Raw genomic sequence first — 17,775 nt, forward strand, 5'->3', positions numbered from 1 at the left:
CCCGTGACAGCCCGCCGCTCCCGACTCCGCCGTGCCGCTCCGCTGCTCGGCGTGCTGCTCACGCTCGCGGCGTGCTCCAGCAGCCCCGACACCGGCGGCCCGGCCCAGGCGACCTCGGCTCCCAGCGGGTCGGTCGCGGCGGTCTGCGACAAGGAGCCGGCCGGCCCGACGGCGGCGCCGGCCGGTGCGGTGATCGTCGACCCGGCGGTCCCCAACGATCTCGCCGTGAAGACGCGTGCGGCCGGCCCGGGCACGACGTTCTGGCTCAAGCCGGGCAAGCACATCCTCGGCGACGACAAGTACGACCAGGTCTCGCCGAAGGACGGCGACGTCTACATCGGCGCGCCCGGCGCGATCCTCGACGGCCGGAAGATCAACCAGTACGCGTTCACCGGGCACGGGAACAACGTCAAGCTCACCTACTTGACCGTGCAGGGCTTCGCCGCGCCCCGCGACGAAGGTGTCGTCAACCACGACTCGGGCGACGGCTGGCAGATCGAGCACTCCACGATCCAGGACAACGACGGCGCCGGGCTGATGGCGGGCGCGCGCCAGCAGGTGCGCGGCAACTGCCTGCGCCGCAACGGCCAGTACGGGATCAACGCCTTCTCCGGCAGCACCCCGATCACCGCGCTGGTCGTCGAGGGCAACGAGATCGCCGGCAACAACACGGGCGACTGGGAAACGAAGATCGACGGCTGCGGCTGCACCGGCGGCGTCAAGTTCTGGGACGTCAACGGCGCCGACGTCCGCGGCAACTGGGTGCACGACAACCACGGCACCGGGCTGTGGGCCGACACCAACAACAACGACTTCCTCATCGAGGGCAACCTCATCGAGAACAACGACAGCGCCGCGATCATCTACGAGATCAGCTACAACGCGATCATCCGCGACAACACGATCCGGAAGAACAACTGGGTCGACGGCCGAAGGTACGCCGACAAGGGCGACAACTTCCCGACGCCGGCGATCTACATCTCCGAGTCCGGTGGCGAGCCGCGGATCAAGGCGCGGACCGCGAAGATCGAGATCTCCCGCAACTTCCTGGAGAACAACTGGTCCGGGATCACGTTGTGGGAGAACGCCGACCGGTACTGCAACAGCCCGGCCAACACCTCGTCCGGCGACTGCACCCGCCTGGTGCCGAACGTGAAGACGTGCGCGGCGCCGGCGATCACCACCGAGCCGCTGCTGAGCGACTGCCGCTGGAAGACCCAGCACGTCGACATCCACGACAACAAGTTCGTCCTGGACCCGGCCGTGGTCGGCTGCCAGGCCTCGTGCGGCCGGATGGCGCTGCTGTCGAACTTCGGCACCTACCCGGACTGGTCGCCCTACAAGAACGACGTCGTCCAGGAAGCCATCACGTACAAGCAGGACAACCGCTGGCACGACAACAGCTACGCCGGGCCGTGGACGTTCATCCCCTACACCACTGACCGCGTCATCGAGATCGGCGAGTGGCAGGGCTCGCCGTACTCGCAGGACTCCGGAAGCACCTTCACCGCGCAGGGCGGGGGCTGACATGGCGACACAAACCCGAACGACGGCGGGGATCCGCGGCGAAGCCACGGTCGAGCCCGCGTCGTCGACGCCGAAGTGGGCGGCACTGGCGTGGGCGCTGCTGATCATCAACACGCTCGGCTCGACCGGCGCGAAGACGGTCATCCCGCTGCCGCGGTCGGTCAGCCAGCTGGTCACGATGGGCTCGCTGATGACGGCCTTCGTGATCGCGCTGGCCCTGAACAAGCACCTGCGGATCCGGCCGAGCGCGTACCTGCTGCTGCTGACGTTGCTGCTGCTGTCCAGCATCCTGGCCAGCGCCGACCTGAAGGAAGGCGCGGGCGCGCTCTTCCGGTGCTTCCGGCTCACGGTCTTCCTCTCCACGCTCTGGTTGCTCACCCGCTGGTGGGACGGCGGGTTCGGGTTGGTCCGGTCCCACATCCGGACGTACGGGATCGTGCTCGCGTCGGTCGCGGTGGGCCTGGTCGTCTCGCCGGGCAACGCGATGCCCGAGGAGTACGGCGGCCGGCTGTCCGGCGCGATCTGGCCGCTCACGCCGCCGCAGATCGGCCAGTACGCCGCGGTCATCTCCGGCCTGACGCTCCTGCTCTGGTTCGGTCGCCGCACGACCTGGCGCAGTGCCCTGATCATCGTGGTGCCGGCCCTCGCGCTGCTGCTGCTCACGCACACCCGCACGGCGACGCTCGGCCTGCTCGCCGGGCTACTGGTGGCCTTCCTGTCGATGGCGCTGACCAGCGCCCGCGCCCGCAAGGTGTTCGCGTGGACGGCCGGTATCGGCGGTGTCGGCGGCCTCGTGCTGGCCGGCGCGCTGCAGGCGTGGTTCCTCCGCGGGCAGAGCGCGGACAACTTCTCCAGCCTGACCGGCCGCGCGAAGGTCTGGGACGCGTTGCTGGAGGCCCCGCGGACGACGTCGGAGTACATCTTCGGCGTCGGCCTGACGGACAAGTCCTACGACGGCCTCCCCATCGACAACAGCTGGCTGGCGATCTACCACGAGCAGGGGTTCGTCGGGATCGCGCTGGTCGCGGGCTTCCTCCTCACGTTGGTCGTGGTGGCCGTGCTGCGGCCGCCGTCCCTGGCTCGCGCGTGCGCGATCTTCCTGATCACCTACTGCATTTCGGCCTCCTACACCGAGGCCGGTCTCGGCGACGCGTCGCCGTACCTGCTCCACCTGGCCCTGGCCGCGTCGCTGCTGGTCCGCGGGGTGCCGCAGTCCGACGAAGAAGCATTCATCCCGGCGAAGGGGGCAAGCGTGCGAGGTGCAGCCGCGTGAAGGTGCTCGTGGTCCACAACCGGTACCGGTCAGAGCAGCCGAGCGGGGAGAACAACGTCGTCGACGCCGAGGTGTCGCTGCTCGCCGAGGGCGGGCACAAGGTGTCGTTGTTCGAGCGCCGCAGCGACGACATCTCGCAGATGCCGTTGCCCCGCAAGGCGACCGTTCCGCTGATGGTCCCGTGGAACCCGGCGGTCCGGAAGGAGCTCGCGGCCCGGTTGCGGGCGTCGCGCCCGGACGTCGTGCACATCCACAACACGTTCCCGCTGCTGTCGCCGTCGGTGGTCGCCGCCTGCGCGGACGCGGGCGTGCCCGCCGTCGCGACGCTGCACAACTACACGATGGTCTGCCCACCGGGCACCCTGCACCGCGACGGCCACATCTGTACCGAGTGCGTCGGCGGCTCACCGCTGCCCGCGGTGAAGCACGGCTGCTACCGCGGCTCGAGCACCGCGACGGTGCCGATGGCGGCCAGCATGGTCGCGAACCGCCGCCGGTGGTGGACGGGCGTGTCCCGGTTCTTCTGCATTTCGGCGGCTCAACGTGACCTCCTGGTGTCGGCCGGGATGCCCGGCGAGCGGATGGCGGTGAAGCACAACTTCGTCACCGACCCCGGTGTCCGCCGCACCGGCGACGGAAAGCACGTGCTTTTCCTCGGCCGTATCACCGAGGAAAAGGGTGTCGGCCTGCTGATGCGGGCGTGGGACCAGCTCGGCGGCGCCCTGGGCGTGCCGCTGGTCATCGCCGGCACCGGCCCGATGCAGGACGAGGTCGCGACCTGGGCGTCCGGCCGGCCGGACGTCTCGTACGTCGGCCTGCAGAACAAGGCGGAGTGCCGCGCCCTGACCGCCGACGCCGTCGCTGTGGTGGCGCCGTCGACGTGGCTGGAGGCGTTCGGCCTGGTCGTCGTCGAGGCGATGGCGGCCGGCGTGCCGACGGTCGCCGCGGCCCACGGTGCGTTCCCCGAGCTCGTCGAGGACGGCGTGACGGGCCTGTTGCACCAGCCGAACGACGCGGCCTCACTCGCGGACCGGCTGCGCCAGGTGACTGGTGACCGGAACCAGGAGATGGGGGACGCGGCCCGCGTCCGGTACGAGAAGGACTTCACCCCGGCGGTCGGGCTCGACCGGCTGATCTCCGGGTACCAGGCCGCGATCGAGGCACACGGGTGAGGGAGCTCGTCCGGACGGCACCCGAGGCCCTGCCGGTCGCCTTGCGCGCCCCGCTGGCGATGTCGGGTGCGCTGGCGACGGCGGTGCTCGTCGCGCTCGGCATCCTCCACTTCCACGACTCCGGCCTGACCGGGATCGACGCGGCCGTGCTGCCGTCTCTCGACGGCGTCCGGCCACCCTGGCGGTACGTGGCGCTGGTCTTCGACTTCGGCGGTGAACCGGTCGGGTCGACGATCCTGGTCGCCCTGGTCGCGTTGCTGGGTTTCCTGGCCCACCGGGTCCGGATAGCGGTGCTGACCGTGGTCGGGGTCCTGGCCACCGTCGCGGTGACGACGGTGCTGAAGCCGATCGTCGGCCGCACGATCCACGGCGAGTTCCTGTCCTACCCGAGCGGTCACACGGCCATGGCCACGGCCCTCGCGCTGGTCATCGGCCTGCTGGTGGCCGACCGCCTGCACCTGGGCCGCACGGCGGGGGTGCTGCTCATGCTGGTGCTGGCCGTGGTCGCCGGGATCGCGATGGGCTGGGCCGAAGTGTCCCTGGGCGCGCACTACCCGACGGACGCGATCGGCGGGTTCTGCGCCGCGCTGGCGGTGGTTCCCGCGATGGCGTGGGCTGTGGACCGCGTCGCCGATCGCCTCTGACGACTCCGCGGTCGCCGACGGGGCGCCCAGGCGCCGGTCCGGTTGAGTGGCGGTTCTCCGGGCGAACCTGTCGGTCTCAGTCGGGCTTGTTCGTCGGTGGGGTGACCGACTCGCGAAGGAGACCCCGATGATCCAGGACCTGATCGCCGCGGAACGCCGTGAGCTGGCGGCGGTGCTCGACGGCCTGTCGCCGGCCGAATGGGCGACGCCGACGTTGTGCGCGGGCTGGCGCGCGCCGGAGGTGGTCGCCCACCTGACGATGCCGTTCCGCATGTCGACCGGCCGGTTCGCCCGCGAACTGCTGAAGTCCGCCGGGCGCTTCAACCACATGGCCGACCGGGTGGCGCGACGCGACGCGGCCGAGCTGTCGCCCGAGGCGCTCGTCGCCTCGCTGCGCGACAACGCCGAACACCTCTGGCGGCCGCCGGGCGGGGGAGCGGAAGGCGCCCTGAGCCACGACGTGATCCACGGCCTGGACATCACGACCGCCTTGAGCCTCGACCGGAGTGTGCCCCGGGAACGGCTCGAGGTGATTCTCGACGGTCTCAAGCCGAAGCAGGTGAGGTACTTCGGCGCCGACCTGGCGGGCGTCTCCCTGCGCGCCGACGACCTCGACTGGTCGTACGGCACCGGTTCGCCGCTCACGGGCGCCGCCCAGGATCTCCTGCTGGTGCTCTGCAACCGGCGGCTGCCCTCGGGGCGGCTGCGAGGAGAGCCGAGTTCGCGGTTCACCACGGTCTGAGCTCTCTTCGAAGACTGTCCATCGTGGACAGTCGCGGTGTTACGTTTCTCCGCTGGCCCAGCGCGTCGAATACGATGACGTCGATCGCGTCACGGCGGAGGGTTTCGGGAACGGGGCTCGAGGTGGCCATGTCTCCGACGGTACCGAACACTCGTGCGAACACCATCGCTTGAACGGGTGAACCGCGGTGTCCGTAATTCGCCACTCGCGACTTTTCCCTTGTGTTCCAAGGGAAATCTTCACTGAAGTCGTGATCGCCGGAGAAAAGTGTCGGAGCTCGGTGCCATAGTCGTGATCAGCAGCCGGCGGACCCACCGTCGAACGAAGAACACGCGTCCTGCGAATACGGGCCCGCCCGCCAGCCCGCAGGGTCGACTGTCCTGGAGGTGTCATGCACGACGAAGGTCCACGGCCCCGCATAGGAGTTGTCGTGCCACCGGTTGTCCTGCTGGAGCGTGATCGCCTCCTGGACCACGGTTCCCTTGTAGGGCGACCAGTCCGGGAACGTCCCGTAGTTCGACAGCAGCGCCATCCGCCCGCAGAAGCTCGTGCAGCCCACCCGTCCAGGATCGAACCGGAAGGTGTTCCCGTGAATCTCGACGTGCTGGGTCTTCCAGCGGCAGTCGTCGTAGGCCGGCGCCTTCGTGATGGCGCCCGCCGAGCACGAAGACGGGGAAGCCACCTTTGTGCAGTAGCCCGAAGACGTGTTGGCCGGGCTGGTGCAGAAGCGGTCGGCGTTCTCCCACAGCGTGATCCCGGACCAGTTGTCGACGAACGTGTTCCCGCTGATGTCGATGGCCGACGTCCGCGCCGGCACCCGGGACTCGCCGCCCGACTCCGACAGGTACACCGTCGCGGCCGGGAAGTTGTCGCCGCGCGAGGCGAACTTGCGGCCCTGCACCAGGCTGTTGCCGCGGAAGGTGTTGCCGCGCAGCACGAGGTTGTAGCTCGTCTCGTAGAACAGCGCCTCGGCGTCGTTGGCCTCGAACAGGTTGTCCTCGACGAGGAAGTCGTTGTTGTTCGTGTCGGCCCACAGACCGGCGCCGTGGTTGCCGTGGACCCAGTTGCCGCGGACGTCGGCGCCGTTCACGGCCCAGAACTTGGCCCCGCCGCTGCAGCCGCAGCCCGGGACCTTGGTCTCCCAGTCGCCGGTGTTGTTGCCGGTGATCTCGTTGCCCTCCAGCACGAGCCCGGTGATGTGGTCGCCGGCCTGGTAGGCGTTGAGCCCGTACTGGCCGTTGTTCCGCAGGCAGCTGTGCCGCACGACCTGGCCCGCGCCGGCCATCAGGGCGGCGCCGGCGTTGTCTTCGATGGTGGCGTTCTCGATGAGCCAGCCGTCGCCGGAGTCGTGGTTGACCACGCCCTGGTCCTGCAGCGCGGCGAAACCGCGGATGGTGAGGCCCTTGATCCCGACGTCGCGGGCCTGCTGGGTGAACGCCGCGCGGTTGACGCCGCGGCCGTCGACGACCGCGCCGGGAGCGCCGAGGTAGACGTCGCCGTCCTTGGGCGCGACCTGGCCGAACTCGTCGGTGCCGAGGGTGTGGGTGCCGGGCCGGAGCCAGAAGGTGGTGCCCGGCGGGTGCGCCGCCGTCTTGGCCGAGAGGTCTCCGTCGACGCCCGGTTCGACGGAGACCGCCCCGGGCGGCGGTTCCTCGTACGCCGCGGGCTGGTGATCGCACACCGGCCCGGGCCCGTCGGCACCGTTCGCGATCGCCGGGCAAGCCACGGCGATCAAGAGCGAGCAAGCACTGACGAGAAACGCACGAGATCTGCCCATGGCAGGACGCTACGCACGATCGGGCGGGAAAACAGTCACCCTCAAGTGTCCTCATCGGACCCAACGAGTGAAACCGGCTCCCCGGAGCGGGGATGGGGATCCGGCGGCGTGCTCCGGACCCGCGACCGCCCGGCGCCCGGCGGGAACCGGGCACCGGGTGGCACGGGGGCCGGGTCAGGCGCGCTTGCGGAAGACCGGCTGCACCGGGCGGCCGCCCATCCACGGTGTGGGGTCGTTGGCGTCGAGCGCCTTGCGGTAGACCGTGCAGGCCTGGGCGACGACGTCGATCGTCTTGTCGATGTCCGCCTCGGTGAGCGCGGCACTGACCACGAAGGACGGGCCGAGCACCCCGCCGCTGATCAGCTCGCGCAGGAACAGCGTCCGGTACGGCTGCGACGGCTTGCCTTCTTCGTCGAGCGTGCCGAAGACCATGTTGCTGGCCCGGCCGCGAACGACCACGTGGTCTTCGACGCCGATCCCGGCCGCGACGTCGCGGACGCCGGCGGCGAGCCGGTCGCCGAGGGCGTGCATGCGGCCGATGACGTCCTCGTCGCGGTAGACGTCCATCACCGCCATCGCGGCGGCGAGGGAGTGGGTTTCGGCGCCGTGGGTGGTCGAGAGCAGGAACACGCGCTCCCGGTCGGTGCGCAGCCCGCCGATCTCCATCAGCTCCCGCTTGCCGGCGAGGGCGGAGACGGCGAAGCCGTTGCCGAGGGCCTTGCCGAACGTCGAGAGGTCCGGGGTGACGCCGTAGAGGCCCTGCGCGCCGTGGGCGGACCAGCGGAAACCGGTGATCATCTCGTCGAAGATCAGCACGACGCCGTGGCGCGTGGCGAGCTCCCGCAGGCCCTGCAGGTACCCCGGCGGCGGTTCGACCGCCGCGGCCGGCTCCAGGATCAGGCACGCTATCTGGCCGTCGTGGCGCTGCAGCAGCTCCTCCGCGGCCTGCAGGTCGCCGTACGGGAAGGACACCGTCTGCTCGGTCGTCTCGTCCGGGATGCCCGCGTTCATCGGCGTGGTGCCGATGAACCAGTCGTCGGTCGAGAAGAACGCGTGGTCGGCGCACTTCGCGACGAGCTTGCGCCCGGTCGCGGCGCGGGCCAGCCGGACCGCGGCCGTGGTGGCGTCGGAACCGTTCTTGGTGAACTTCACCATTTCGGCCGTCGGCACGTTTTCGAGGAACCGCTCGGCGGCCTCGGCCTCGATGATCGACGGGCGGATGAAGTTGCTGCCCTTGTCCAGCTCGCCGCGGACGGCGTCGAGGACGCGGGGGTGGGCGTGGCCCAGGCTGACCGCTCTCAGCCCGGAGCCGTACTCGATGTACTCGTTGCCGTCGACGTCCCAGACATGGCCGCCGCGGCCGTGGGAGATGACCGGGGCCATCTCGAAGGGATACTGGTCCGAGCCCTTGGCGTAAGTGTGCGCACCGCCCGGGATGACCCGGTGCAGCCGCTCGTTCGCCGTCGTGGAGCGGGGCAAGTTCGTTCCCATGGGGGTCACCTCGTTGGTTTCAACGCCTCTCCGAGAGACGGCGCACGTTCGTCTCGGTCACTGGCCAGTGTGACTGACAGTGGCCAGGAAATGTCCAATTCAGGGTCTTTGTACGAAATCGTAATGTCTTCGTTCGGATTGTGCGCCCGATCGATACGGTACGAAACGTCAGAGGGATCTGTGAGTGACTGGAATCCGTGCGCGCACCCCGCGGGGATGTACACCGAAACCTGCGTCTCACCGGAAAGTTCGAAAGTCTTGATGTTTCGGAATGTCGGGGAATCCGGTCGGAGATCCACGACGACGTCGAAGATCGCGCCGTGCGAACAGCGCACGAGCTTCGACTCGCCGGCCCCGCCGCGCAGGTGCATCCCGCGCACGACTCCCTTGCGGGACCGGGAAAGGCTGTCCTGGGCGAAGCCGTCCGGGTCGATCCCGACCGACGCGACGACCTCGCGGTCGAAGGTGCGGCTGAAGAAGCCGCGCACGTCCACGTGGGGTGCCGGTTCGAACAGGTACACGCCCTCGATTTCGGGCACCGGAATGGCCTTCATCGCCCACCCCCGAAGAGGGCCGCCGAAAGGGCGGCGAACTGATCCTTGAGCCGTTGGGCGTTCATCTCGTTCCGTTCCAGCAGTGTCTGGCGGAGTTCGGCCGAACGGTTCTCCAGTTCGGTGAACTGCTCGACGAGCCGGTCGAAGTCGACGGTCTTCGCCCGCTGGGTGAAACCGCCGAGCCCCATCTCCGCCATGAGGACGTCGTTCTTCGGTGCGTACCCGATCGCCACGGTCGGTTTCGCGACCTTCAGGGCGCAGAGCACGTTGTGGTAGCGCGTCGCCACCACGCGGTCCACCGCGGCCATCTCGTGCATCAGCTCGTCCAGGGTCTCCGCCGAGGCCGCCGTCACCAGCGGGGAAGCGGTCTTCTCGATGATCTCGTCGACGACCTGCCGGTCGATCTGGTCGCCGATGAACAGTCGGACCGGTCTGTCCTGGTCAACGAGCCAGGCGACGAACCGGTTCATCGTGTCGACGTAGTGGCGGTAGATCCGGTCGGCGTCGGCGCGGTCGTCGTTGCCGCCGTAGTAGGCCATCACGCCGACGCCGACGGTGCCCGGCTCGCCGGCGTCGTCCGGGGTGGGGAGGGAGAACGCGAGGTCGGGGTACACCTGGTCACGGCTGGTGTCGACGCCCATGGCGCGCATCGCGTCGCGGGAGATGTCGTCGCGGTAGGAGCGGTAGGTGGCCAGGCGGCCGACCCAGCGGACCAGCGTCCGCGTCGCCCGCGCGCTGATCTCGTTGGCGCCGACCGAGACCAGCGCGACCTTCGTCCCGAAGAGCCGGCCTGTGGCCGAGAGGAGGAACAGAGAATACGGAAAACCCCAGGGACGCAACGGAAGCGTCGCCTCGAGGACACCCATGCCCGGCACGATGACGACGTCCTGCTCGCGGACCCAGGCGGCCGTGCGGCCGATGTCGACGAGCTTGCCCAGGCCCTTCAGGACGATCGACCGGAGGCCGGACGCCGTCTCGTACTCGGACTGGTTCCAGTGCAGGGGCGTGGTGTCGAGCCCGTACCGCTCGCGGACGATCTCCGGACCGCCCACGAGGGCGCCCAGGACGGCGTCCGGGTACTCGGCGCGCAGGTAGCCGAGCACGGCTTCGAGGGAACCGTCGTTGCCGAGGTTCCCCGAGCCGAGCAGGCCGAACACGCCGACGCGAGGGGCACGCTTCACGCGAGCCTGCCTTCCCGGCCGGCCACGATCTCGTTGACCGTGGCGACGTCGGAGGCGGTCGGCGCGCGGTCCTCGACGCGCTCGCCGTGGCCGGAGCGCGCGCGATCGGTCAGCCAGCTGCCGAGGTGCCGGAAGCACTCGCGCTTGTCGGCGCCCGAGATCGGGGAGCGGCGGATCAGGTCGGCGAACCCGACGATGTACTCGCCGACCAGGCGGACGGTGGGGTTCCGGAGCCGGTCCGCGCGCCGCGGGTCGAGGTTGGCGCACCGGCTCCGGATGGTCGGGTTGGCCCGCTCCGCGCGGCCCGGGTGGTCGCGGCGGAAGTAGAGCAGCTCGGGCACCTGGTAGAACGGCCCGTGCAGCGCCATCTCGGCCGAGTACGTGCGGTCGGCGTGGTGGTAGCTGTCGAGCGGCTTGACGCGGCGGAGGACGTCGGCGCGGATGACGCCGTAGAAGTCGTCGCCGCCGGGCTCGAACAGGATGCTGCGGAAGCGGTCCGGGGCGTGCCGGGAGCCGGTGTTCAGGGTGTACTCGAGCGGCTGGACGATGCGGCCGTCGCCGTCGATGATGGCCTGGTCGCAGTGGGCGAGGATGACGTCCGGGCGCTCGTCGAGCGCCTCGATGCAGCGCTTGAGGAGGTCGCGCGCGTAGAGATCGTCGTGGGAGACCCACTTGAACAGCTCGGTGCGGGAGACGTCGAACACGAAGTTGTGGTTCGGTGTCGCGCCGATGTTCTTCGGCTGGCGGACGTAGCGGATCCGCGAGTCCTTCTCGGCGTAACGGCGGCAGATCTCGTCGGTCGCGTCGGTGGACGCGTTGTCCGAGATGATCAGCTCGTAGTCCTCGTAGGTCTGGCCGAGCAGCGCGTCCAGTGACTCGGCGAGGTACTCCTCGCCGTTGTACACCGGGAGGCCGAGGCTCAGCCGCGGGACGGTGGTCATGGAGTCCTCATTCCTTGATCGGCTCTTTGATCGGCGCGAAGACCACGGTGGTTTCGTTGATCGTCTCCTTGATCGGCGCGAAGACGATGGTGGCTTCGCCGGACCCGGCGTCGTCCGAGGCGGGCGGCACGTACTCGCGCAGCCCGAGCCGCAGCTGCAGCCACCAGACGACGGACCCGGTGAGCGTCGCGGTCGCGACGCCCCACGCGGATCCGGCCGCACCACCCAGGAAGGCTCCCGTGATGCCGAACGTGACGTAGAACAGGGAGGCGATCAGCTGCGACCGCAGGCTTCGCGGGGCGGCGCCGAGGGCACGGAGACCGGCGGCGGCGCCGGTCGCGAAGCTCGCGCCGACCACGGCGAGGGTGACCGGCAGGATCAGCGGTGACGACGAGTCCCACACCGAGCCCATCACCCAGCGGCCGGCCGAGTCGGGGACCAGGAACAGCAGCCCAAGGCCCCAGCACAGGGCGGCGCCGGCCTGACCGCCGCCGAGGATCACGCAGAAGTGCTTCAGGCGGTGTGGGGCCCGTTTGAGCACCCGCGCGCCCTCGGCGACCGTCACCAGGGACAGTCCCATGAGCAGGGCCAGGAACGGGCCGAGCAGCTGCTCGGCGCCGCGAACCGCGCCGACCGCCGTGATGCCGGCGATCGCGCCGAGGCCGTACGCGCGCAGCTGGGACGCGCCGCTGTTGCTGACGTTCTCGACCAGGTAGCGGACGCTCAGGTCGCGTTGCTGCCGGAACCACCCCAGCGCTTCGCGGGGGTGGGGGAGGATGCCGGTCTGGAACCAGCCGAACAGGGCCGCGACCGCGCCCGACAGGCCCCAGGCCAGCACGAACGCGACCACCGTGTGGACCTGGGCGGCGACGAACAGTGCCGGCAGCAGGGCCACGCCCCAGACGCAGTCGTTGATGAACGCCTTCTTGCCGGCGCCGCGCGCGAAGAACGCGAAGCGCCAGGCGTCCTGCAGCAGCAGGCCGGGCAGCACCACGGCCAGCGCGACGAACGCGCTGCCCAGCGGGCCGCCCGTGATCAGGCCGCCGACCAGGCTGATCACGGCCGTCACGCCGCCGACACCGATCGCCGTGCCGGACGAGCTCGCGACGCCCGCGCGCCAGCGGTCCTCGGACACCGCGCTGAAGCGCACCATCAGCGGGTCGGTGGCCAGGCCGCGCGAGACGTTCAGCACCACGCCGTAGGTGACCCAGGCGAGGCTGAAGATGCCGAAGGCGAACGTCCCGAGCGAGCGGGCCACGTACAGGCCGACCGCGAAGTTCGTCAGGCTCGAGACCGCCTGGTCGCCGAGGCCCCAGCTCAGCCGTCCGGCCATGGCGCGCACGGCGCCGTTGCGGAGCAGCGAGCCGGGGGCCCGGCGGTGGTTGGCCACGTCGCTCACTCCTTGACCAGACCGGCGTCGTGCAGGGCACGCGCCGCGACGTCGACGATGTCGAACGGCAGGCCGGCCCGCTCGGCGATGTCGAGGAGCGAGTGGTCGCCGTCGGAGAGGTTGAGCACCCAGAGCATGGCCATCTGGGCTTCCTTGGCGTCGCTGCGGCCGCCGAGCGAGTCGTACAGCCCGCGCTTGCCGAGCTGTGGCTCGCCGTACGGGCTGAGGTTGACGTACCGGCGGTTGCGGTCCAGGACGCCGAAGGCGTCGCGAAGCGCGCCGAGCGTGTCCTCCATGGCCGCGGGCGAGACGAAACCCGGGTTGTCGGCGGAGGTGTGGTACTCGGGGTAGCCCGCGTACGGCGTCCGCGTCAGGGATCCGACGCCGAGGTTGAAGCCCGGTGAGCAGAACTGGCGCTCGTCGTAGCCGTACGGCGAGAAGTCGACGACCTTGTGCTCGCGCGACCGAAGGACGTGCTGCACGACGCGGTCGATCTCGGCGTCGTCGCGGCGGGACTTCTTGTACGTCAGCGGGCCCGGGTCGCCGGCGCACGCCAGCACCAGCCCGTGCTTGATCTTCTCGATCCGGTGAGAGTTGCGCGCCAGCCAGGTGATCGAGCCGATCGTGCCCGGCATGAACAGGAACCGGTACGTGTAGTGCGGCTGCGACTCGGCCAGCTGCTGCGCCAGCGAGACCGCCACCGCGATCCCGGCGAGGTTGTCGTTGGCCAGCGACGGGTGGCACACGTGGCAGGACACGATGACCTCGTCGGTGACGCGGCCCGGGACGACGTGCTCGCCGTAGGTGAGCGAGCCGTCCGCCAGGGTCGAGTCGATGACGACGTCGTACTCGCCGTCGGGCAGCGCGTCGAGCTTCTCCTGCGCGAGGCAGAATCCCCAGGCCGGGGCGTAGTAGCTGGTCCGGTACGGCACCCACGACGGCCGGTCCGGCAGCGTGTGCAGGTGCTCCCGCAGCTCGCTCAGCGGCAGCCGCTCCGACACCGGGACGCTGTAGCCGACGACGTGCAGGTTCGACTCCCGGAAGTCGATTACCCGCTCACCCGAAGGTGTGGCCACGTAGGCGTCGCGGATGTTCCACTCCTGCGGGATCGTCCAGTCCAGCACCTGGGTGCCGGTCGGGACCTCGTGCCGCTCCAGCGCGATGTGCTCGCCGATGACGTCCAGGGTCTGCCGCACGCCGTCGCCGGTGATGCTGCGGCAGATCGGGTACAGCCGCTCGACCAGAGCGTGCAGTTCCGCCCCGGTCCGCAGCTGCGTGCCCGCCACTAGTGCCGCCGCAGGGTGTCGTCGACGCGGCCGGCTTCGCCTTCGCTGCGCAGCCAGGCGAGCCTGGTGAACAGCTTCTCGAACGACTCCCGGGTCAGCCCGAACTTCCGGTAGGCCTCGATCAGCTCGACGGCGCCGTCCTTGACCGACCACTCGCAGGCGAAGCCCGGGATGGCCTCGCGGAAGCGCGAGAAGTCGACGCGGTAGGAGCGCGGGTCGGCGCCGGCCTCGCCGGTGATGTTCAGCGTCGAGCCCGGCACGGCCTCGACGACCTCCTGGGCGATCTCGGCGACGGTGACGTTGTTGTCCTCGGTGCCGATGTTGAAGGCCTTGTTGTGCACGGCCTCCTTCGGCGCCGTCAGCGCGGCGGTGAAGGCGCGCGCGATGTCCTGGGCGTGCACCAGCGGCCGCCACGGCGTGCCGTCGGAGAGCACCAGCACCTCGCCGGACAGGTGCGCGTGCGCGGTGAGGTTGTTCAGCACGATGTCGCCGCGCAGCCGGGGCGAGTAGCCGAACGCCGTCGCGTTGCGCATGTAGACCGGGGTGAAGTCGTCGTCGGCGAGCTCGTGGACGTCGGCCTCGACGCGCACCTTCGACTCGGCGTACGGCGTCACCGGCTTCAGCGGCGCGTCCTCGTTGACGAGGTTCTCGCCGCCCGCGCCGTACACCGAGCAGGTCGACGCGTACAGGTAGCGCTGGACACCGGCGTCCTTCGCCAGCTTCGCGAGCTTCACCGACGCGTGGTGGTTGATGTCGTAGGTCAGCTCGGGCGCGAGCGAACCCAGCGGGTCGTTCGACAGCGCGGCCAGGTGGATCACCGCGTCGACGTCGGAGACGTGCTTGGCCGTGACGTCGCGCAGGTCGACGGCGTACCCGCCCGGGTCGGCCGGCGCGGGCCCGAGCAGGCACTGCTCGAACAGCCCGGAGTCGAGGCCGACGACCTCGTGGCCGGCCGCGGCGAGCACCGGGGCCATCACCGTGCCCAGGTAGCCCTTGTGCCCCGTCAGCAACACCCGCATCGAATTCAGCCCTTCAGGTCGAGAGTGAGTTTCTTGACGAAAAACGCTTCGGCGTACTTCGCGGCCGCTTCGATCCCGCGGATCCGGGCCAGGCCGAGGAAAGCCTCGCGGTCGTACCAGCCGCGGTGCCGCTGGGACGCGTAGTGCGTCTGCAGCAGCCGGACCTTCTCCTCGGCGACGTCGTCGTCGAGCGGCTGGTAGACCGACGGGGCGCCGAGGTCGCCGTCCCACTTGACGATCTCGTAGCCGAGCGCCAGGTGGTCGCGGAAGGCCGTCGGCACCAGCTTCGCGAGGCCGCGGTGGTCTTGGTGCGCGTCGTCGGTGCGCGGCGCCAGGATGACGTCCGGGTCGGTCCGCCGCCGCAGCTCCTCCAGCGCGTTCTTGGCCTCTTCCCAGTGCGCCGGGAACCGGCCGTCCGGGAGTTTCAGCACCGTGACGTCGACCTGCGCACCGGGGCAGAACGCCGCCAGCGCCGCGCGCTCCTCGTCCTCGCGGGGCGTGCCGCCGCCGGAGAGGATCAGCGCGTCGACCCGCAGGCCCGGCCGCGACGCGCACATCGTCAGCAGGGTGCCGCCGGCGCCGATCGCGATGTCGTCGCAGTGCGCGCCGAGGGCGACGACGCCGCCGAGCCGTCCTGGCCGGAGCCCGATCACGCGGTGCTCGCGACGGGCCGCTCCCAGAGCGCCCAGGGCTTCTTGCCGTGCGTGTAGGCGTCGTCGAGCGCCGCGCGCTCCTTGACCGTGTCGGTCGGCTTCCAGAACCCGCGGTAGGGGTAGGCCAGCAGCCGGCCGCGTTTGGCCAGCTCGCCGCAGCCGTCGGCGACGAGGTCGCCGTTCTCCGGGATGTGGTCGAAGACCTCCTGGCGCAACACGAAGTACCCGCCGTTCTCCCACAGCGGCATTTCGCTGACGGCGGTGATCGCACCGACCATGCCGCCTTCGTTCATCTCCACGCAGTGGAACGACGACTGCGGCGGCACGACCATCATCGACGCGCCGGCGTCGGTGTTCTCGAACCGCTCGATCATGTCGGGCAGCGGCGCGTCGGACAGGACGTCGGCGTAGTTCGCGAGGAACATCTCTTCGCCGTCGAGGTGGTCGCGGACGCGGCGCAGGCGCTCACCGATCGGCGACTCGATCCCGGTCTGCACGAACGTGATCGTCCAGTCGGCGATGTCGGTCGAGAGCAGTTCCGGCTTGCCGTTGCGCAGGACGAAGTCGTTGGAAATGGTTTCCTGGTAGTTCAGGAAGAAGTTCTTGATGTGCGCCGCGCCGTAGCCGAGGCACAGGATGAACTCCGTGTGCCCGAAGTGCGCGTAATACCGCATGACGTGCCAGATGAGCGGTCTCGGACCGACCATCGCCATCGGCTTCGGAACGTCGTCGGCCGCGCCGTTGCGCATCCGCATCCCGTAACCACCGCAGAAGAGTACGACCTTCACTTCAAGACACCTCGACGATTTCCAGGCGGGGGATGGGGAACACGAGCTTTCCGCCCCAGGCACCCACGAACGACAGCTGTTCGGTCAGTTCCTCCCGGAGGTTCCACGGGAGGACGAGCACGTAGTCGGGCCGATCGGCTTCGATCCGCTCCGGGGGCAGCACCGGAATGCGTGTGCCCGGCGTGAAGCGGCCGTGCTTGTACGGGTTGCGATCGACGGTGTAGCTCAGCAGGTCCGTCCGGATCCCGCAGTGGTTGAGCAAGGTGTTGCCCTTGCCCGGGGCGCCGTAGCCGACGACGGTCTTCCCGTCGTTGCGCGCCTCGATGAGGAACTTCAGCAGGTCCAGCCGCACGCGGGTGACGCGCTCGGCGAACTCGGTGTACCCGGACAGCTCGTGCAGCCCGGCGGCCTTCTCCCGCTCCAGCACGTCGGTCATCCGCTCGCTGGGCTCGCCCGCGACCTTGTCGGGACGCGCCCAGAGCCGGATCGACCCGCCGTGCGTCGGCACCAGTTCGACGTCGACGACGGTCAGGCCGCCGGTCGCGAGGGCGCGGCGGGCCGATTCGACCGTGTAGTACTGGAAGTGCTCGTGGTAGATCGTGTCGTACTGGTTCTTCTCGATCAGCGTGAGCAGGTGCTGGACCTCGATGGAGACCCAGCCGTCGTCCGCGACCAGGGCGCGCAGGCCCTTGGTGAAGCCGAGGACGTCGGGGATGTGCGCGTAGACGTTGTTGGCGGCGACCAGGTCGGCCGGCCCGTGCTCCTCGCGCACCTGACGGCCGGTTTCCTCGGAGAGGAACGCGGTCAGGGTGGGCACGCCGGCGTCGCGCGCGGCCTGCCCGACGTTCACCGAAGGTTCGACTCCCAGACACCGGATCCCGTGCCCGACGACGTGCTTGAGCAGGTAACCGTCGTTGCTGGCGACCTCGACGACGAACGACTTCTCGTCCAGTCCGAGGCGCTCGACCGAGCCGTCGACGAACCGCTTCGCGTGCTCCACCCACGACGTCGAGAAGGAGGAGAAGTACGCGTACTCCGTGAAGGTGTCGTCCGGGTCGATCAACGGCGGGATCTGCGCCAACCAGCACTCGGTGCACACGATGAGGTGCAGCGGGAAAGTGGCTTCCGGCTCGTCGAGCTGTTCGGCGGTCAGAAATCGCTCACACGGGGGAGTCGCGCCGAGGTCCACGACGCTGGCCGTGTTTGTCGAACCGCAGAGTCGACATGTGGTCATCTACCAGGCTCCTTGGACTCGCGGTCGCGATGTGCGTTAGACACGTCGAGCGGCGGTGGAAGGTCGTTACAGCGACGCGTGCCGGGCCGGTGGACCGATTCGG

16 protein-coding genes are annotated in these 17,775 nt (G+C 69.7%); 5 read left to right on the top strand and 11 right to left on the bottom strand.

Translation table 11 applies throughout. From position 1 onward, the window contains the following. Positions 1-3: 3 nt before the first annotated feature. The 5 genes from MUY22_RS15310 (at position 4) to MUY22_RS15330 (ending at position 5,358) form a co-directional block, all read left to right on the top strand. Positions 4-1,527 carry a right-handed parallel beta-helix repeat-containing protein gene (locus MUY22_RS15310; RefSeq protein WP_247060394.1) on the top strand — a complete coding sequence of 508 codons (1,524 nt, stop codon included), beginning with the start codon at positions 4-6 and terminating at the stop codon, positions 1,525-1,527. Between the two features lies 1 nt (position 1,528). Next, complete coding sequence (locus MUY22_RS15315; RefSeq protein WP_371827619.1) at positions 1,529-2,800, top strand: O-antigen ligase domain-containing protein; 1,272 nt, start codon at positions 1,529-1,531, stop codon at positions 2,798-2,800. After that, positions 2,797-3,972, top strand: a complete 1,176-nt coding sequence (locus MUY22_RS15320; RefSeq protein ID WP_247060395.1) for a glycosyltransferase — start codon at positions 2,797-2,799, stop codon at positions 3,970-3,972. The genes MUY22_RS15315 and MUY22_RS15320 overlap by 4 nt, the downstream gene beginning before the upstream one ends. After that, positions 3,969-4,616: a phosphatase PAP2 family protein gene (locus tag MUY22_RS15325; RefSeq protein WP_247060396.1), complete on the top strand. Its 648-nt coding sequence runs from the start codon at positions 3,969-3,971 to the stop codon at positions 4,614-4,616. The genes MUY22_RS15320 and MUY22_RS15325 overlap by 4 nt, the downstream gene beginning before the upstream one ends. A 127-nt stretch (positions 4,617-4,743) precedes the next feature. Beyond that, positions 4,744-5,358, top strand: coding sequence for a maleylpyruvate isomerase family mycothiol-dependent enzyme (locus MUY22_RS15330; RefSeq protein WP_247060397.1), 615 nt, complete (start codon positions 4,744-4,746; stop codon positions 5,356-5,358). Positions 5,359-5,653: 295 nt separating this feature from the next. Here the strand turns inward: MUY22_RS15330 and MUY22_RS15335 are convergent, their stop codons facing one another. The 11 genes from MUY22_RS15335 to MUY22_RS15385 form a co-directional block, all read right to left on the bottom strand. Then, positions 5,654-7,135, bottom strand: coding sequence for a right-handed parallel beta-helix repeat-containing protein (locus MUY22_RS15335; protein WP_247060400.1), 1,482 nt, complete (start codon positions 7,133-7,135; stop codon positions 5,654-5,656). A 174-nt stretch (positions 7,136-7,309) separates the two neighbouring features. Then, entirely contained in the window at positions 7,310-8,626 is a 1,317-nt protein-coding gene (locus MUY22_RS15340) for a glutamate-1-semialdehyde 2,1-aminomutase (RefSeq protein WP_247060402.1), read from the bottom strand. A gap of 5 nt (positions 8,627-8,631) precedes the next feature. Further along, a complete protein-coding gene (locus MUY22_RS15345) occupies positions 8,632-9,180 on the bottom strand; it encodes a dTDP-4-dehydrorhamnose 3,5-epimerase family protein (RefSeq protein WP_247060404.1) in 549 nt (182 codons plus the stop codon). Next, complete coding sequence (locus MUY22_RS15350) at positions 9,177-10,361, bottom strand: polysaccharide pyruvyl transferase family protein (RefSeq protein ID WP_247060406.1); 1,185 nt, start codon at positions 10,359-10,361, stop codon at positions 9,177-9,179. Before MUY22_RS15350 ends, MUY22_RS15345 begins: the two co-directional genes overlap by 4 nt. Beyond that, the gene (locus MUY22_RS15355) at positions 10,358-11,302 is read right to left on the bottom strand and encodes a glycosyltransferase family 2 protein (RefSeq protein WP_247060408.1); all 945 of its coding nucleotides are present in this window, start codon (positions 11,300-11,302) and stop codon (positions 10,358-10,360) included. The genes MUY22_RS15350 and MUY22_RS15355 overlap by 4 nt, the downstream gene beginning before the upstream one ends. A gap of 7 nt (positions 11,303-11,309) precedes the next feature. Beyond that, complete coding sequence (locus tag MUY22_RS15360; RefSeq protein ID WP_247060410.1) at positions 11,310-12,692, bottom strand: hypothetical protein; 1,383 nt, start codon at positions 12,690-12,692, stop codon at positions 11,310-11,312. Between the two features lie 5 nt (positions 12,693-12,697). After that, positions 12,698-13,978 carry a DUF4910 domain-containing protein gene (locus MUY22_RS15365; RefSeq protein WP_247060413.1) on the bottom strand — a complete coding sequence of 427 codons (1,281 nt, stop codon included), beginning with the start codon at positions 13,976-13,978 and terminating at the stop codon, positions 12,698-12,700. Further along, complete coding sequence (locus MUY22_RS15370; RefSeq protein WP_247060415.1) at positions 13,978-14,997, bottom strand: NAD(P)-dependent oxidoreductase; 1,020 nt, start codon at positions 14,995-14,997, stop codon at positions 13,978-13,980. Before MUY22_RS15370 ends, MUY22_RS15365 begins: the two co-directional genes overlap by 1 nt. Before the next feature lie 5 nt (positions 14,998-15,002). Further along, a complete protein-coding gene (locus MUY22_RS15375) occupies positions 15,003-15,650 on the bottom strand; it encodes a PIG-L deacetylase family protein (protein ID WP_247060417.1) in 648 nt (215 codons plus the stop codon). Further along, positions 15,647-16,438 carry a glucose-1-phosphate cytidylyltransferase gene (locus MUY22_RS15380; protein ID WP_247060419.1) on the bottom strand — a complete coding sequence of 264 codons (792 nt, stop codon included), beginning with the start codon at positions 16,436-16,438 and terminating at the stop codon, positions 15,647-15,649. Before MUY22_RS15380 ends, MUY22_RS15375 begins: the two co-directional genes overlap by 4 nt. A gap of 1 nt (position 16,439) precedes the next feature. Next, a complete protein-coding gene (locus tag MUY22_RS15385; protein WP_247060421.1) occupies positions 16,440-17,672 on the bottom strand; it encodes a class I SAM-dependent methyltransferase in 1,233 nt (410 codons plus the stop codon). Positions 17,673-17,775 lie beyond the last annotated feature (103 nt).

Source organism: Amycolatopsis sp. WQ 127309 (assembly GCF_023023025.1).
Lineage (GTDB): Bacteria > Actinomycetota > Actinomycetes > Mycobacteriales > Pseudonocardiaceae > Amycolatopsis.

Excerpts from the sequence above, each read along its gene's own strand:
- MUY22_RS15315 (WP_371827619.1), top strand. The coding sequence starts at position 1,529 with ATGGCGACACAAACCCGAACGACGGCGGGGATCCGCGGCGAAGCCACG.
- MUY22_RS15330 (WP_247060397.1), top strand. The coding sequence starts at position 4,744 with ATGATCCAGGACCTGATCGCCGCGGAACGCCGTGAGCTGGCGGCGGTG.
- MUY22_RS15335 (WP_247060400.1), bottom strand. The coding sequence starts at position 7,135 with ATGGGCAGATCTCGTGCGTTTCTCGTCAGTGCTTGCTCGCTCTTGATC.
- MUY22_RS15340 (WP_247060402.1), bottom strand. The coding sequence starts at position 8,626 with ATGGGAACGAACTTGCCCCGCTCCACGACGGCGAACGAGCGGCTGCAC.
- MUY22_RS15345 (WP_247060404.1), bottom strand. The coding sequence starts at position 9,180 with ATGAAGGCCATTCCGGTGCCCGAAATCGAGGGCGTGTACCTGTTCGAA.
- MUY22_RS15355 (WP_247060408.1), bottom strand. The coding sequence starts at position 11,302 with ATGACCACCGTCCCGCGGCTGAGCCTCGGCCTCCCGGTGTACAACGGC.
- MUY22_RS15370 (WP_247060415.1), bottom strand. The coding sequence starts at position 14,997 with ATGCGGGTGTTGCTGACGGGGCACAAGGGCTACCTGGGCACGGTGATG.
- MUY22_RS15385 (WP_247060421.1), bottom strand. The coding sequence starts at position 17,672 with ATGACCACATGTCGACTCTGCGGTTCGACAAACACGGCCAGCGTCGTG.